The following is a 12600-nucleotide window of genomic DNA, read 5'->3' on the forward strand; positions in this document are numbered from 1 at the left end:
GCGCGGGACGTGGCTGACCGACGCCGCCCCGGCCAGGCCGGCGACGGCGGCGGCCAGCGCCATCGGCGCGCCGGCCCGCCAGTCGATCAGGCCGCGGCGCGCGAAGGCGCTGGTGGAGGACAGCGCCCCGGCCGCGCCCTGGACCTTGTTGGTGGCCAGCGCCGTGACCGGATCGAACCCGGCCAGCAGCAGGGCCGGTACGGTCAGCAGGCCGCCGCCGCCGGCGATGGCGTCGATGCAGCCGGCGGCGAGGGCGACGGCGAACAGCATCGCCAGCATTTCGATTTCGACCCCGCCCACGCGCACGCCTCCTGAACTCGAGGACGCGGCCTATAGGGCGAGTCCGTCCCGGTACGAACCCGGGGCGCGGCGCATCGGTTGTGGGCCGGATTTCCTGGGAGGAGCGGCCATGCTCCGAAGCCTCGCGCTCGTCCTATTGACCGGCCTCGCCGTGGGCGCGTGCAAGAAGAAGGAGCCCGACTATACGGCGGCCGAGCGGCTGGCGATGCAGCAGGAGGCGGGCGGGCTCGACCCGTGGAGCGAGACGGCGTTCAGCTACGCCGACGAGGACCAGCGCGGGAAGATCTCGCTGGACCAGTTCAAGGCCACGGCCATGCGGTTCTTCGCGCGGCGCGACCGCAACGGCGACATGATCCTGGAGCCCGACGAGCGCTATCGCCGCCCGGGCGAACCGCCGAAGCCGCATCCGGCGATCACGGCGGAAGAATTCAACGCGCGGCTGGAAACGCGTTTCCGCGAAGCCGACGCGGACCACGACGGCTATCTCACCCGCGCCGAATGGAAGAACCTGACGTCGATCGACGAGGCGGCCGCCCGCCCGGCGAAGCCGGGCAAGGCGGGGGACTGAGCGCTCAGGCGCCCGGCGCGCGGGCCGGCACGGTCGTTTCCGACGGCCACAGGCACAGGCACAGGAACACGCCGGCGTTGGCGACGGTCAGCTCGGTGGCCATGGAGCCGCCGACGCCCGAGGCGGCGACGTGCGCGGCCAGGCCCGTGAGCTCCATCGCGATCACCACGCCGACGCCGCGCAGCGGGTCGATGCCGAGGCTGCGCAGCCGCTTAGCCAGCAGGGCGGCCAGCGGCCAGGCGGCGATCGCCAGGGCGTAGAGGCGCGATCCCGGATGGGCGGCGGAGGCCAGGGCGGCGGTCGCGGCGGCGACGATGGCGCAGCCGGCGAAGAAGGCGCGTCGGCCTAGTTCGCCTCGGAATCCGAACAGCAGCTTCAGCATTTTGTCGTCCTCCCCGAAGGGAAGGCTGCGACCCGGATCTTAACGAAACCTTACCACGGCCAGGCGGCCGACGGCGGCCCGTTCGTCTGGTCGGCCCCCTCCGACCGAGAGTGAGCCAGTGATTCCGGTACTTACGAATAGCCCAAATCGTCGCAGGGTTATTCGGGCCATGCCCGGCCGATCGCCTCGATCAGGGCGTCGGCCAGGTCGTCGATGTCGATCCAGACGTCGAGGACGGCGAGCGGCAGGCGCAGGCGAATCTGGTCGCCGGTCCGTTCGGCGCTCACCTGGTCCACCCGGTCGAGCCGGCCGGTGTCGCTGACGCTCAGGCGGGGCGCCTCGTCGAAGCCGTCCGGCCGGAAGCCGCCGGCCAGGGCCGCGAGCGTCCCGTCGGTGCGCCAGGCGTGCTCGATCACGCGCCAGGCGGCCAGGGCGTAGGTTTCGGACATCGGGATCCTCTGAAAACGCGAAACCCTCCCCCGCGCGAGGCGGGGGAGGGCGTTCGCCGGGCCTCGGGAGGATCAGGCCGCGGCGAGCTTGCGGGCGCGCAGGCCGTCGAGGCTGAAGGCGCCCGGTCCGGTCACGGCCAGGTAGAGGAAGATGAAGGAGAACAGGATGGCCGCGTCGCCGCCGTTCACCGCCGGGAAGAAGCTGCTCGGCGCGTGGAACATGAAGTAGGCGACCGCCATCTCGCCGGAGAGCACGAAGGCCACCGGCCGGGTGAACAGGCCCAGCGCCAGCAGCGCGCCGCCGACCAGCTCCAGGATCGCGCCGACGCCGAACAGGGTCAGCAGTTCGACCTGGCCCGGCTGGGCGCCGGCAGGGAAGCCGAACAGCTTCACCGTGCCGTGGGCGAGGAACAGCAGGCCGGCGATGATGCGCAGGGCGGCCAGCACGCGGGGGGACCAGACGGTGTTGAACGGGTTGGTCATCGGAGAGGGTCTTTCAGAAGAAGGATGAGGGAAGCCGGCCGCCGGTCGCTCGACCGTCGGGGCGTAGGCTTGGCGAAAAGAGGGGAGCGGCCGGGGCGAACCCCGGCCGCAGGAGGACTTAGGCGGCGTCGACCAGGACGACTTCGGCGTCCTCGAGGGCGGTGACCTTCAGCACCGCCTCCTCGGAGACGGCCGCGCCGTCGCGGGCGTCGATGCGCACGCCGTTGACCTCGACCGAGCCCTTGGCCGGGACCAGATAGCCTCGGCGGTCGGCGCCCAGCGGGTATTCGGCGCTCTCGCCGGCCTTCAGGGTCGCGCCCACGACCCGCGCGTCGGTACGGATCGGCAGGGCGTCGGCGTCGTCCTTGAAGCCGCTGGCCAGGACCACGAACTTCCCGGCGCGCTCGCCCTTGGGAAAGGGCTTGGCGCCCCAGCTGGGGGCTTCGCCACGGCTCTTGGGCTCGATCCAGATCTGGAAGATCCGGGTCGTTTCGCTCTCGAGATTGTACTCGGAGTGGCGCACGCCCGACCCGGCCGACATCACCTGGACGTCGCCGGCCTCGGTGCGGCCCTTGTTGCCCATGCTGTCCTGGTGGGTGATGGCCCCGTCGCGGACGTAGGTGATGATCTCCATGTCCGCGTGCGGGTGCGGCGGGAAGCCGGTGTTGGCGGCGATCTCGTCGTCGTTCCAGACCCGCAGCGAGCCCCAGCTCATCTTCGACGGATCGTAGTAGCTGGCGAACGAGAAGTGGTGCTTGGCCTTGAGCCAGCCGTGGTCGGCGCCACCGAGGTTATTGAACGGACGACGTTCAATCATTTTCATCTCTCCCTGCGCCGGCTCGAACCCGGCGCTTGCTTGCTGAGGAAGATAGGGCTTGTGTCGCAGGCGAAAATAGAAACGATCGAAACTCATCGTTTCCATTTCTGAGCGTCTCCATGAGCAAGCTTCCCGACGTCGAGGCGCTGGCCCTGTTCGCCAAGGTGGCCGAGGCCGGCTCGTTTTCCGCGGCCGCTGAGGACGCCGGCCTGTCCAAGGCCACGGTGTCCAAGGCGGTCGGTCGGCTGGAGACGCGGCTGGGGACGGCCCTGTTCCACCGCACTTCGCGCAGGCTGTCGCTGACCGAGACCGGCGTGGTGCTGGCCGCCCGCGCCGCGCGCATCCTGGCCGAGGGCGAGGCCGCCGAAGCCGAGGCCGCGGCCGAGGCGGCCGCGCCGCGCGGACGGGTGAAGCTGGCCGCGCCCATGTCCTTCGGCCTGCGCCACCTGGGGCCGGCCCTGCCGGAGTTCCTGCAGCGCTATCCGGACATCTCGGTCGACCTGCAGCTCAGCGACCAGACCGTGGACCTGATCGCCGGCGGCTTCGACGCGGCCCTGCGGATCGGGGCCCTGGTCGATTCCAGCCTGCGCGCGCGGCGCCTGGCCGACGTCCCGCGCCTGACCGTCGGCGCGCCGGCCTATTTCGAGAAGCACGGCCGGCCCGAGCACCCGCGCGACCTGAAGCGCCACGCCTGCCTGGACTACGCCTACATGCCGGGCGGGGCGGGGTGGCGCTACGTCCACCGCGTCGACGGCCGCGAGGAGACGGTGAAGGTGTCGGGGCCGCTGGTCTCCAACAACACCGACGTTCAGGTCCCGACCCTGCTGGCGGGCCTCGGCGTGGCCATCGCGCCGGAATTCCTGGTCGCCGACGAACTGGCCGACGGGCGGCTGGTGGCGGTGATGACCGACTGGTCGCCCCCGCCGATCGCGCTGCACCTGGTCACCCCGCCCAGCACGCCGCGCCCGTCGAAGGTGACGGCGCTGGTGGATTTTCTGGCGAAGCGGTTCGCGGCGTAGGTCGGGCCCTTCAGGCCTTCATCCGCCGCAGTACCGCCGCGCGGCTGACGTCCAGGATCTCGGCGGCCTGGGCCACGCTGATCTCGCCAGCCGCGAGCTGGGGCTCGATCTCGTCCCAGTCGTCGTCGCTGATGTCGGCGGCGCGCGTGGTCGCGCCCGGTTCGGCGCGCTTGCGCCGTTCGGCGGCGGCCTCGTCCTGCAGGCGGGCCAGCATCTGCACGAATTCGAAGAAGCGGCCGCCGTCGGCGCGGGTGTCGACGCCGTCGTCACGGCTGACCAGATGCAGGCCGCGCCGGTGCAGGGCCAGCAGGCGAGGGGCCAGGTCGCGCAGGTCGTGGCCCATGGCGCCCAGCCGCAGCACGGCCAGGACGTCGCCGGGGCTGAGCCGCTCCACGGCCGCTTCCAGGCTGGGCAGCATCACGCTGGTCCCGGGGCGGGCGTCGATGAAGGATTCTTCGCAGCCGAGCGCCGTCAGGGCGGGGACGTCGCCGCCGGTCAGGCCGCGGTCGTAGCCGATGATGCGCGCCATGCCTCTCACCCACGCGAGGAAATCGAAGCGCCTGTCCTAACGGCTCGCCGCGAGGCTGTCGCGGCGGCCGGGGCGACAATCCCCAGCTTAGGTCGGTGTGAGGCGCGCAGGCGCGAAAAGGGAGCGCTGGCGGTCAGTCGCCAGCGCTGGATCGCGAAGCAGTCAGGGTGTTCGCGCTCGCCTTCGCCCGGCGGTCCGGGCGAAAGCGGGCGGGGTGTCCCCCCGGAGGGGGACCGGCTCAGCGCGCGCGCTGGCGCATGCTGGCGAAGTTGCGGGCCAGCAGCTCAGCCGAGCTGGCGCGCGCGGCGCGGGCCTGCGCGGCGGCTTCGGCGGCCTTGGCTTCGCGTTCGGCCTTGCGGGCCTCGCGGGCGGCTTCGAGTTCGGCGGCCTTGGCGGCCTTGCGCTCCTCGTAGGTGCCGTCAGCGGTCACGGTCGGCTTGGGCTTGAACTTCTCCAGCATCGCCTTCTTGGCCGCGGCCTGGGAGCTGAGCCGATCGTTGAAACCCGTACCTTTGAAACCCGCCATAGTCGTCCTTGCTCTTGGTTGCGGCCGGCGGCCGCGGGATAAGTCGCCGTCCTCGCGGTCGCGCGGCGCGTGCACCGGGCGGTCAGTCCGCAAAGGTCGGAAGAGGTTTCGCCCCCGGGGAACCGGACAGCGAACCGGCGCGCTCTTGCCACAGAACGGGTTTGGAAGCAACGCGATCCCAGGGTCCCGCGGCGTCGCGTCACGGCGGTTTGCCGCGCTGCGGAACCTTCGCTCTGAAACTGGGTTTTTCTGCAATGATCCAGACAGTTCTGATCCGCTGCCCGGAAACCGGTGCAGCTGTCTCCACCGTCCATCGGATGCGCGAGACCGAGTTCGAAGCCCTGACCGGCGAGCGCGCCTTCCGCTGTCCGCGGTGCCGCGAGGTGCACACGTGGAAGAAGGAAGACGCCTGGCAGGAGAAAACGCCCGCGGTGGCGTGAGCCGTTCCCGGACCGCCGCTATCGCACCTCGAAGCGGATCGGAATTTTCAACTGGGCGACCTCTATCGGCCGGCCCTGGTAGGTCGCCGGCTTGAAGCGGAAGCGGGACGAGGCCTGCAGAGCCGCCTCGCCGAAGCCGAAGCCGGCCGGGGTTTCCTCCAGCACCGCACAGTTCGTCGCCGTGCCGTCGACGGTGACGCGGCAGTTCAGCAGCACGGTTCCGCTCACCTCGGCGCGTAGCGCCGTCTCCGGGAATGCGTCGGAAATCGCGTCGCCTCCCTCGACCCATTGGGGCGCGGCATAGCCAGGCGGCGGCGCCTGGCGAGGCGCGTGCGTGGCGTCGCTCCGCGGCCGCTCAGAGGCGGGCGGGCGAAGCCCGTATCGGGTGAACTCGTCGGCCGCGCCTGGTGAAACGGCCATGGCCGCCGCCATGTCCTTCGCCCCGGACGGATCGCCCCCAAGCCATATGGCCAGGCCGCGGCCGTAGCGGGCGCGCACGCTGTCCCGGTTGGCTTGCAGGGCGCGGTCGAAGTCGGCGCGCGCCTCGGCGTGACGGCCCAGCCGCAGGTTGGCGACCCCGCGGCTTTCGCTGACCCCGAGCGTTTCCGCATCGCTGCGAAGGGCGGTGTCGCAGTCCCTGACGGCCTGCTCCAGATCGGACGTCGAGCGCTGGGCGCCCCGCCGGCAAAGGTCCGCCCAGGTCGCGCTGTTCGCGCCTTCCAGCGTCGCGCGTCGGCGCATGTCGGCGGGGCTGTCGCCGAAGGCGACGCCGCCGCCGAACTTCAGCAGCGAGATGCAGGCGACGATCACGAGCCAGCGCGCCACCAGCACGCCGAAGCGCGACAGCTTTCCTACGCCGGTCCGGCGCCAGGCGATGTGGCGCTCCCACGTGTCCACGACGTCGGGGTCGAGGTCGTCCTCCAGCGAGGGATAGTCGTCGCGGACCCGGCCCAGCACCTGGGCCACCCGGTCGACCTGATCCTGGCCGCGCAGAATGCGCCAGAGCGCCGTGTCCTTGGCGCGCCCGGTGAGCAGTCGCCACGCCTTGTGGCTATCGTCTGACGTCCGCTCGACCCAGCTCCGCCACAGCGTCGCCCCCCGGCGCTCGACCAGCCAGTGCGCGGCGTAGGGGATGTCCGCGCCCAGATCCGGCCGCTCCCAGCCGTAGTGCTCCAGGACGGCCGGCAGCAGCGGATCGGAGTTCGGCTGGGTGCGGGCCAGCAGATCGGCCAGCCAGTGCTCGGTCTCGTGGCTGGCGCTGAGCAGGCCCCGGCGCTCGGCCGCGAACAGCGCGTCGAGCGCCGCCTCCAGGTCGGCGGGAAGCGGGGCTTCGGCGTGCAGCAGGACTTCAAGGCGCAGCCGCGCGCGGCCGAGGTCGTCGCGCTCGTGCGTCGCCGGCACGGCGGTCGGGGGCGGAGCGGGGTGATCGGGCGGCGGGGGCTCGTCGGCCTGAGGCGCCGCGGGCGTCGAGGTCGCCGCTTCAAACACCGGTTGCGGCGCGCGCGTCTCGACCCAAGCGTCCTCGAGGGCGGCTTCCTGGAAGGGCGTGTGGGCGTCGCGCGCCTGGTCGTACTGGGCGAAGTCGGCCAGGCGCAGGGCCTGTTCGTAGGCCTCGCGCAGGGCCTGGAACCCGGCCGCGTCGTCCTCCGGGTTGGTCTGCTTCAGCCGCTCGGTGTAGGCGCGCCGGATGGCGGTCCGGTCCGCCCCGGGCGCGAGCCCGAGCGTCGTCCAGATCGAGCTCACAGCCAGGTGCGCCCTTCGAGTTCGTCCAGCGCGCCGAGCAGGGCTTCGCGTTCCGCCTCGACGGTCCGGGGATCCTGCCGGTCGAGCACGGTTTCGAAGCGGGCGATCAGCGCGCCGACGTAGTCGCGGGTTTCGGCCAGGTTGTCTTCGTAGCAGCGGTTGGCGCGGGCCAGGGCGGCGCGGTTGGCGTCGGTGTCGCGCGGATGGACCTTGAGCGCGGCGAGGGCGGCGCGGCGGCGCTCGACCTCCTCGGGGCGGACCTCGTCCTCCTCGATCACCACCAGTTCGCGGCGCTCACCGGTCCGCGGCACGTGCACCTCGACCTCGAGCAGGCCGTTGATGTCGTAGGTGAAGCGGCAGTCGACCTGAATCTCGCCGGCCTTGGCGGCGGGAACCGGGACCTCCAGTTCGCCCAGCTTCACGTTGTCCTTCACCTGCCGGGACTCGCCCTGGTAGACGCCGACAACGACCTTTCGCTGGCCGTCCTGCATGGTGGAGTAGCTTTGCACCCGGCTGGCCGGGATCACCGTGTTGCGCTCGATGATCGGCGAGAACACGCCGGTGCGGATGGCCCCCGCCGCCCCGTGTTCGGAGGTCTCGACCCCGAGCGTGTAGGGGCAGACGTCGGTGAGCACGACTTCCTTGAGGGCGTGGTCGCGCGCCTTCAGGCCGGCCTGCACGGCCGCGCCCAGGGCCACCGCCTCGTCGGGGTGAACGGCGTTGGCCGGAAAGCGGCCGAACATCCGGGTCACGGCGCGGCGCACGACCGGCATGCGGGTCGCCCCGCCGACCAGCACGACCTCCTTCAGGCTCTCGGCCTGGGCCCCGCTGTCGCGCAGCGAGCGCAGCACCGGTTCGCGCAGGCGGGCGAGCAGGGGCTCGGCCATGCGTTCAAAATCTTCGGCGGTGACCGGCAACTCGTAGGCGCGGTCCTTCCACACCAGCGAAAGCGTCGCCTCGCCCTGTTCGGAGAGGAGGCGCCGGGCCTTCTCGGCGGCCACGCGCACGCGCTGACGCAGGCCTTCGTCATGGCCGTCCTTGCGCCATTCCTGGCCGAATTTGGCGAAGGCCGCCTCGACGAGCAGGTCGTTGAAGTCCTCGCCGCCCAGCCGGTTGTCGCCGGTCGAGGCCCGGACTTCGATCACGCCGCCGAAGATCTCCAGGATGGAGACGTCGAAGGTGCCGCCGCCGAGGTCGAAGACCAGGAAGCGGCTCTCGTCGGCGAGCTCGTGAATGCCGTAGGCCAGGGCCGCGGCGGTCGGCTCGTTGAGCAGGCGTTCGACCTTCAGGCCGGCCAGCTGGCCGGCGCGGCGGGTGGCCTTGCGCTGCTTGTCGTTGAAGTAGGCCGGCACCGTGATCACCGCCTCGGTGACCGGCTCGCCCAGGTAGGCCTCGGCGTCGGCCCTGAGCCGTTCGAGCACCAGGGCCGACAGTTCCTCGGGCAGGAAGTCGCGCTTGCCCAGCCGGGTCACGCGGCGCGATCCCATGTAGCGCTTGAAGGCGGTGGCGGTGTGGTCCGGATGGGTGGACTGCCGTTCGCGCGCCGGCAGGCCGACCAGGACGGCGCCGGTATCGTCGAGGCTGACCGCCGAGGGCGTCAGCGTGTGGCCGAGGCTGTTCGGAATGAGTTCGGCGCGCCCGTCGCGCCACACGCCGACCGCACAGTTGGTCGTACCCAGGTCGATCCCGATGATCACTGAACGCCCCCACGCTCACGCTACGGTGGAGCTTTAGCCGCAGTCGCGCGCCAGCGGAAGCTGCGGTCGGGCGCCAACGCGAAACGCCCCCGGGTCTCCCCGGGGGCGTCGCAGGATCCGTATCGGCGTCCGGCTTACTCGGCCGCGTCGGGAACCGTCGGGACGGTCGTGACGGTGGGAACGGTCGGTTCGCGCAGCGCCGCGGTCAGGCCGTGGACGTCCTTGCCGTTCAGGCCGACCTCGGCCAGCAGCTGATCGACCAGCGGCGCCTGGGCGCGGTAGCGCAGGGCCCCGGACACCACCTGGTCGGCCAGGTTGCCGCCGTTCGCGGCGGTGGACACGCCGCCGTCGTTGGCGGCGCCGGCGCCGTTCAGGCCTTCCATCTGCACGATGCGGATGGAGTCGATCGCCTCCAGCGGCTTCACCGACTCGGCGATGATGCGGTCCAGGTTCTCGATCAGCTTCAGCTTGATCTGCATGGCGACCTGGTCGGCCGACAGCAGGTTGGCCGCTTCGTTGATCGCCTTCTGACCCTTGGCGTCGACCTCGTAGCGCACGCGCTCGGCCTCGGCCGCGGCCTTCACCGCCTCGGCGGCGGCCTCCGCCTCGATCTTGGTCTTGTCGGCGGCGCCGCGGGCCTGCTCGCGCAGCGCCTCGGCCCGGTCGACGGCGGCGTTCTTCTCGGCCTCGGCGGCCACGCGGATGGCGATGGCCTCGCGCTCGGCTTCCTTGGCCGCCTCGATCAGCTCGATCGCCTTCTGACGGTCGGCGACCTCCTTTTCGCGGACGGTGACCACCTGTTCCTCGGCCTGCACGGCCAGGGCGCGGGCCTTGTCGGCCTCGGCCTGGGCTTCCGACTGGGCGCGGCTCTTCTCGGCGATGGCGATGGCGCGGTCCTGTTCGGACAGCTCGATGGCCTTGGCCTTCTCGACGTTCTGGGTCTCGACCGAGCGCTCCTTGGCGATCTCGCGCTCCTTGATCATCTGCTCCATGGCGATCCGCTCCTGGGCGACGGCGCGGTCGGCTTCGATCTTGGACTGCTCGATCTGCTGCTGGGCGGCGATCTTGGCCTGTTCGGCGGCCTGGGACTTCTCGGCCTGCTGGCGGGCCACCTCGGCCGACTGCTCGGCGCGGCGGATCTCGATCTCGCGCTGCTGTTCCAGCTTCGCGTATTCCTCGTCACGCGAGATGGTCAGGGTCTGGCGCTGGGACTCCAGGTTCTTGGTCTTGATCTGGACCTGGGTGTCCTGCTCGATGTCGTTGCGCAGCTTCTTGCGCAGCTCGATCTCTTCCGTCAGTCGCGTCAGACCTTCGGCGTCGAAGGCGTTGGACGGATTGAAGAATTCCATCGCGGTCTGGTCCAGGCCGGTCAGCGACACGGTCTCCAGCTCCAGGCCGTTCTTCAGCAGGTCCTCGGACGACACCTGCTGCACCTTCTGGACGAAGTGGGTGCGCTGCTCGTGCAGCTCGGTCATGGTCAGCTCGGCCGCCACCGAACGCAGGGCGTCGACGAACTTGCCTTCGACCAGGTCCTTCAGCTGCTCCGGGTGCATGGTGCGCAGGCCCAGCGTCTGTGCGGCCGAGGAGATGGCGTCGGCGCTGGGCTGGACCCGCACGTAGAACTCCGCCAGCACGTCGACGCGCATGCGGTCCTTGGTGATCAGGGCCTGTTCGCTCTTGCGCTCCACGGCCAGGCGCAGGGTGTTCATATTGACCGGGATGGTCTCGTGCAGGACCGGCAGCACCAGGGCGCCGCCGTTCATCACCACCTTCTCGCCGCCGAAGCCGGTGCGGACGAAGGAGACCTCCTTGCTGGCGCGCCGGTACAGGCGCGCGAAGATCAGACCGAGGATCAGCAGGGCGGCGAGGCCGACCCCCGCCATGATCAGGATTTCAATCAGGGCCATGCCGGCCATGGGTATTTCCCCCTAGACAAAACAACGGCGGACCGGGCGCGCGCCCGGCGCGCTCAGACGACGGCGTCGCGCAGCGACGCGCTGAGATTGCGAATGGCGAAGAACTTGGCGCCGGCCCGGCGCACGATCAGCACCGAGGCGCCCTGTTCCAGGGTCTCGTCCACGTCGGGCTCGATCATGACGTAATGCGGCTGGCCGTGGACGTCGCGCACCCGGGCCTGGGCGGCGGAGCCCGGCTTGGCGTCGCCGGTGACGATCACCGCCACGCGGCCGACCAGGCTGTCGCGGTCGACCGCGCTGGTCTCGTCCTTGGGCATGACCTTGGCGAGGCCCCGGCCGAACAGGCGGGTGAAGGGCAGGGCGACGGCGAAGGCGGCGGGCGCGGCCAGCAGGGCGGGCGCGGTCGCGCCGGTCATGGCGTAGATCACGCGCTGCCCGATCAGACCGATCAGGCCGAAGCTGAGCAGGAACACCACCAGCAGCATCAGGAAGGGCATGCGCCCGACGTTCAGCCACGACAGCAGCGACGCCTCGCCGACGTCGGCGTGCATGTCGATGTCGCCGCTCAGGCCGCCGCCGAGGCCGGCCAGTTCGGCCGCCCCGATCAGCAGCATCAGCACCAGGGCCGCGAGGAACGGGACGTTCCCGCCGGCCAACAGAAAATGAAACATCGACGCGTCAGTCCTGCTCGCTCACCCGGGCGCGCAGGGCGGCCAGACGTTCTTCCACGCGGTTCTCGCGGCTCAGCCGATCCAGTTCGGCCAGGCGCGCGCCCTGGTCGCGATCGACCCCGCCCACGCCCGGCGCGCCTTCGCGGGCCATCAGCCGGTTGAAGGCGCCGGTGGCGTTCTCGACCTTGCGCGCGACGCTGGTCCCGTCGCGGCCGCCGGTGACCGCGCCGCCCTCGGCCTTGGCCGCGCCGTGCGCACGGGCGGCGATCAGCGCCTGAAAGCCGTCTTCCATCTCGCGGCGCTTTGCCTGCAGCGCGGCGGCGAAGCCTTCCAGCTCGCGTTCGCGCGCGCTGGTCTCGGCCACGGTGGCCTCCAGCACCGGAATCTGCGCCTCGATGTCCAGCTGGTGCTCGACCGCCGCCTTGGCCAGGTCCTCGCGGCCCTGGCGCAGGGCCAGCTCGATCTGCTCGCCCAACTCCTCGTGACGGCTGGACTGTTCGGTCAGGCGCTTGCCGGCCAGGTGGCGGCTGGCGATGGTGCGGCCCAGTTCGGTGCGCACCTCGTCGACCGCCTGGTCGATCTCGCGCATGGTCTGCTGCATCACCGCCTCGGGCATGGCGCCTTCGACCGCGTCGACCAGGGCGTGGGCGCTGCCGGCGACGATACGGCCGACACGCGTGCTGAGCGTTTCCGCCATGACTTCTATCCCCTCTACTTGGCGACGCCGGGCGTCGCGGTGAGCAGTCGCATCAGGTCGCGCAGGGACGCGACCCGGTCGGCGACCACGGTCGGATCGTAGGCCGGCGCGCTGGGCGTCACGGCCCAGCGCATCAGCTGTTCGGCCAGGCGCGCGGCGCGGTCGACCAGCTTGGCTTCGGTCTTGGCCAGGCGCGCGGCGTCGGGCTCCTGCAGCTCGCCCGGCACCGCCAGCGCCTGAGCCAGCAGGTCCTCGGCCGCGGTCAGCAGGCCGACCATGACGTCGGAGTGGGCGTCCACGCGGTCCTCGGCGGTGCGGACCGCGCGGGCGGCCGGGGCCAGCAGGTCGTGGCTGGCGCCCAGC

At 71.3% G+C, this 12600-nt stretch carries 15 protein-coding genes and 1 pseudogene; 3 read left to right on the forward strand and 13 right to left on the reverse strand.

Annotated elements, in window-relative coordinates:
- Nucleotides 1-300 (reverse strand): TSUP family transporter (locus G3573_RS15455; RefSeq protein WP_346427397.1); only part of this gene is annotated, 300 nt, incomplete at its 3' end.
- A gap of 109 nt (nucleotides 301-409) precedes the next feature.
- On the opposite strand from G3573_RS15455, the gene G3573_RS15460 reads away from it, so the two are divergent.
- Complete coding sequence (locus tag G3573_RS15460) at nucleotides 410-868, forward strand: EF-hand domain-containing protein (RefSeq protein WP_163262221.1); 459 nt, start codon at nucleotides 410-412, stop codon at nucleotides 866-868.
- A gap of 4 nt (nucleotides 869-872) precedes the next feature.
- On the opposite strand, the gene G3573_RS15465 is transcribed toward G3573_RS15460, so the two are convergent.
- From G3573_RS15465 to G3573_RS15480, 4 genes are all read right to left on the reverse strand, one after another.
- Nucleotides 873-1250, reverse strand: a complete 378-nt coding sequence (locus G3573_RS15465) for a hypothetical protein (protein ID WP_163262223.1) — start codon at nucleotides 1248-1250, stop codon at nucleotides 873-875.
- Between the two features lie 158 nt (nucleotides 1251-1408).
- Nucleotides 1409-1699 carry a hypothetical protein gene (locus G3573_RS15470; RefSeq protein ID WP_163262225.1) on the reverse strand — a complete coding sequence of 97 codons (291 nt, stop codon included), beginning with the start codon at nucleotides 1697-1699 and terminating at the stop codon, nucleotides 1409-1411.
- Nucleotides 1700-1771: 72 nt separating this feature from the next.
- Nucleotides 1772-2182, reverse strand: coding sequence for a DoxX family protein (locus tag G3573_RS15475; protein WP_163262227.1), 411 nt, complete (start codon nucleotides 2180-2182; stop codon nucleotides 1772-1774).
- Between the two features lie 118 nt (nucleotides 2183-2300).
- Nucleotides 2301-2999: a pirin family protein gene (locus G3573_RS15480; protein WP_163262229.1), complete on the reverse strand. Its 699-nt coding sequence runs from the start codon at nucleotides 2997-2999 to the stop codon at nucleotides 2301-2303.
- A gap of 119 nt (nucleotides 3000-3118) precedes the next feature.
- Here G3573_RS15480 and G3573_RS15485 point away from each other — a divergent pair, with 119 nt between their 5' ends.
- Nucleotides 3119-4018, forward strand: coding sequence for a LysR family transcriptional regulator (locus tag G3573_RS15485; protein WP_163262231.1), 900 nt, complete (start codon nucleotides 3119-3121; stop codon nucleotides 4016-4018).
- Nucleotides 4019-4028: 10 nt separating this feature from the next.
- Here the strand turns inward: G3573_RS15485 and G3573_RS15490 are convergent, their stop codons facing one another.
- On the reverse strand, nucleotides 4029-4547 hold the full coding sequence (locus tag G3573_RS15490) for a recombinase family protein (RefSeq protein WP_163262233.1): 519 nt from the start codon (nucleotides 4545-4547) through the stop codon (nucleotides 4029-4031).
- A gap of 238 nt (nucleotides 4548-4785) precedes the next feature.
- Nucleotides 4786-5073: a DUF6481 family protein gene (locus G3573_RS15495; protein WP_163262236.1), complete on the reverse strand. Its 288-nt coding sequence runs from the start codon at nucleotides 5071-5073 to the stop codon at nucleotides 4786-4788.
- A 254-nt stretch (nucleotides 5074-5327) separates the two neighbouring features.
- Between G3573_RS15495 and G3573_RS15500 the strand changes: the two genes are divergently transcribed.
- Nucleotides 5328-5513, forward strand: coding sequence for a hypothetical protein (locus G3573_RS15500; RefSeq protein WP_163262238.1), 186 nt, complete (start codon nucleotides 5328-5330; stop codon nucleotides 5511-5513).
- Between the two features lie 18 nt (nucleotides 5514-5531).
- Here the strand turns inward: G3573_RS15500 and G3573_RS22575 are convergent, their stop codons facing one another.
- The 6 genes and pseudogenes from G3573_RS22575 to G3573_RS15530 all read right to left on the reverse strand — a co-directional run.
- The gene (locus G3573_RS22575) at nucleotides 5532-7256 is read right to left on the reverse strand and encodes a TonB family protein (RefSeq protein WP_163262240.1); all 1725 of its coding nucleotides are present in this window, start codon (nucleotides 7254-7256) and stop codon (nucleotides 5532-5534) included.
- The gene (locus G3573_RS15510) at nucleotides 7253-8953 is read right to left on the reverse strand and encodes a molecular chaperone HscC (protein WP_163262242.1); all 1701 of its coding nucleotides are present in this window, start codon (nucleotides 8951-8953) and stop codon (nucleotides 7253-7255) included. Before G3573_RS15510 ends, G3573_RS22575 begins: the two co-directional genes overlap by 4 nt.
- A gap of 134 nt (nucleotides 8954-9087) precedes the next feature.
- On the reverse strand, nucleotides 9088-10869 hold the full coding sequence (locus G3573_RS15515; RefSeq protein WP_163262244.1) for a flotillin domain-containing protein: 1782 nt from the start codon (nucleotides 10867-10869) through the stop codon (nucleotides 9088-9090).
- 53 nt (nucleotides 10870-10922) lie between these two features.
- Complete coding sequence (locus tag G3573_RS15520; RefSeq protein ID WP_163262246.1) at nucleotides 10923-11540, reverse strand: OB-fold-containig protein; 618 nt, start codon at nucleotides 11538-11540, stop codon at nucleotides 10923-10925.
- Nucleotides 11541-11547: 7 nt separating this feature from the next.
- Nucleotides 11548-12237 (reverse strand): PspA/IM30 family protein, encoded by a 690-nt coding sequence (locus tag G3573_RS15525; protein WP_163262248.1) that lies wholly within the window; start codon nucleotides 12235-12237, stop codon nucleotides 11548-11550.
- Nucleotides 12238-12251: 14 nt separating this feature from the next.
- Nucleotides 12252-12600, reverse strand: a pseudogene (locus tag G3573_RS15530) (hypothetical protein); the annotation flags it as partial.

Source organism: Caulobacter sp. 17J65-9 (assembly GCF_010975005.1).
GTDB lineage: Bacteria > Pseudomonadota > Alphaproteobacteria > Caulobacterales > Caulobacteraceae > 17J80-11.

Bases quoted from the DNA above. Each gene is read 5' to 3' on its own strand.
- G3573_RS15460 (WP_163262221.1), top strand. From the start codon at position 410: ATGCTCCGAAGCCTCGCGCTCGTCCTATTGACCGGCCTCGCCGTGGGC.
- G3573_RS15465 (WP_163262223.1), bottom strand. From the start codon at position 1,250: ATGCTGAAGCTGCTGTTCGGATTCCGAGGCGAACTAGGCCGACGCGCC.
- G3573_RS15470 (WP_163262225.1), bottom strand. From the start codon at position 1,699: ATGTCCGAAACCTACGCCCTGGCCGCCTGGCGCGTGATCGAGCACGCC.
- G3573_RS15475 (WP_163262227.1), bottom strand. From the start codon at position 2,182: ATGACCAACCCGTTCAACACCGTCTGGTCCCCCCGCGTGCTGGCCGCC.
- G3573_RS15480 (WP_163262229.1), bottom strand. From the start codon at position 2,999: ATGATTGAACGTCGTCCGTTCAATAACCTCGGTGGCGCCGACCACGGC.
- G3573_RS15485 (WP_163262231.1), top strand. From the start codon at position 3,119: ATGAGCAAGCTTCCCGACGTCGAGGCGCTGGCCCTGTTCGCCAAGGTG.
- G3573_RS15490 (WP_163262233.1), bottom strand. From the start codon at position 4,547: ATGGCGCGCATCATCGGCTACGACCGCGGCCTGACCGGCGGCGACGTC.
- G3573_RS15495 (WP_163262236.1), bottom strand. From the start codon at position 5,073: ATGGCGGGTTTCAAAGGTACGGGTTTCAACGATCGGCTCAGCTCCCAG.
- G3573_RS15500 (WP_163262238.1), top strand. From the start codon at position 5,328: ATGATCCAGACAGTTCTGATCCGCTGCCCGGAAACCGGTGCAGCTGTC.
- G3573_RS15515 (WP_163262244.1), bottom strand. From the start codon at position 10,869: ATGGCCGGCATGGCCCTGATTGAAATCCTGATCATGGCGGGGGTCGGC.
- G3573_RS15520 (WP_163262246.1), bottom strand. From the start codon at position 11,540: ATGTTTCATTTTCTGTTGGCCGGCGGGAACGTCCCGTTCCTCGCGGCC.
- G3573_RS15525 (WP_163262248.1), bottom strand. From the start codon at position 12,237: ATGGCGGAAACGCTCAGCACGCGTGTCGGCCGTATCGTCGCCGGCAGC.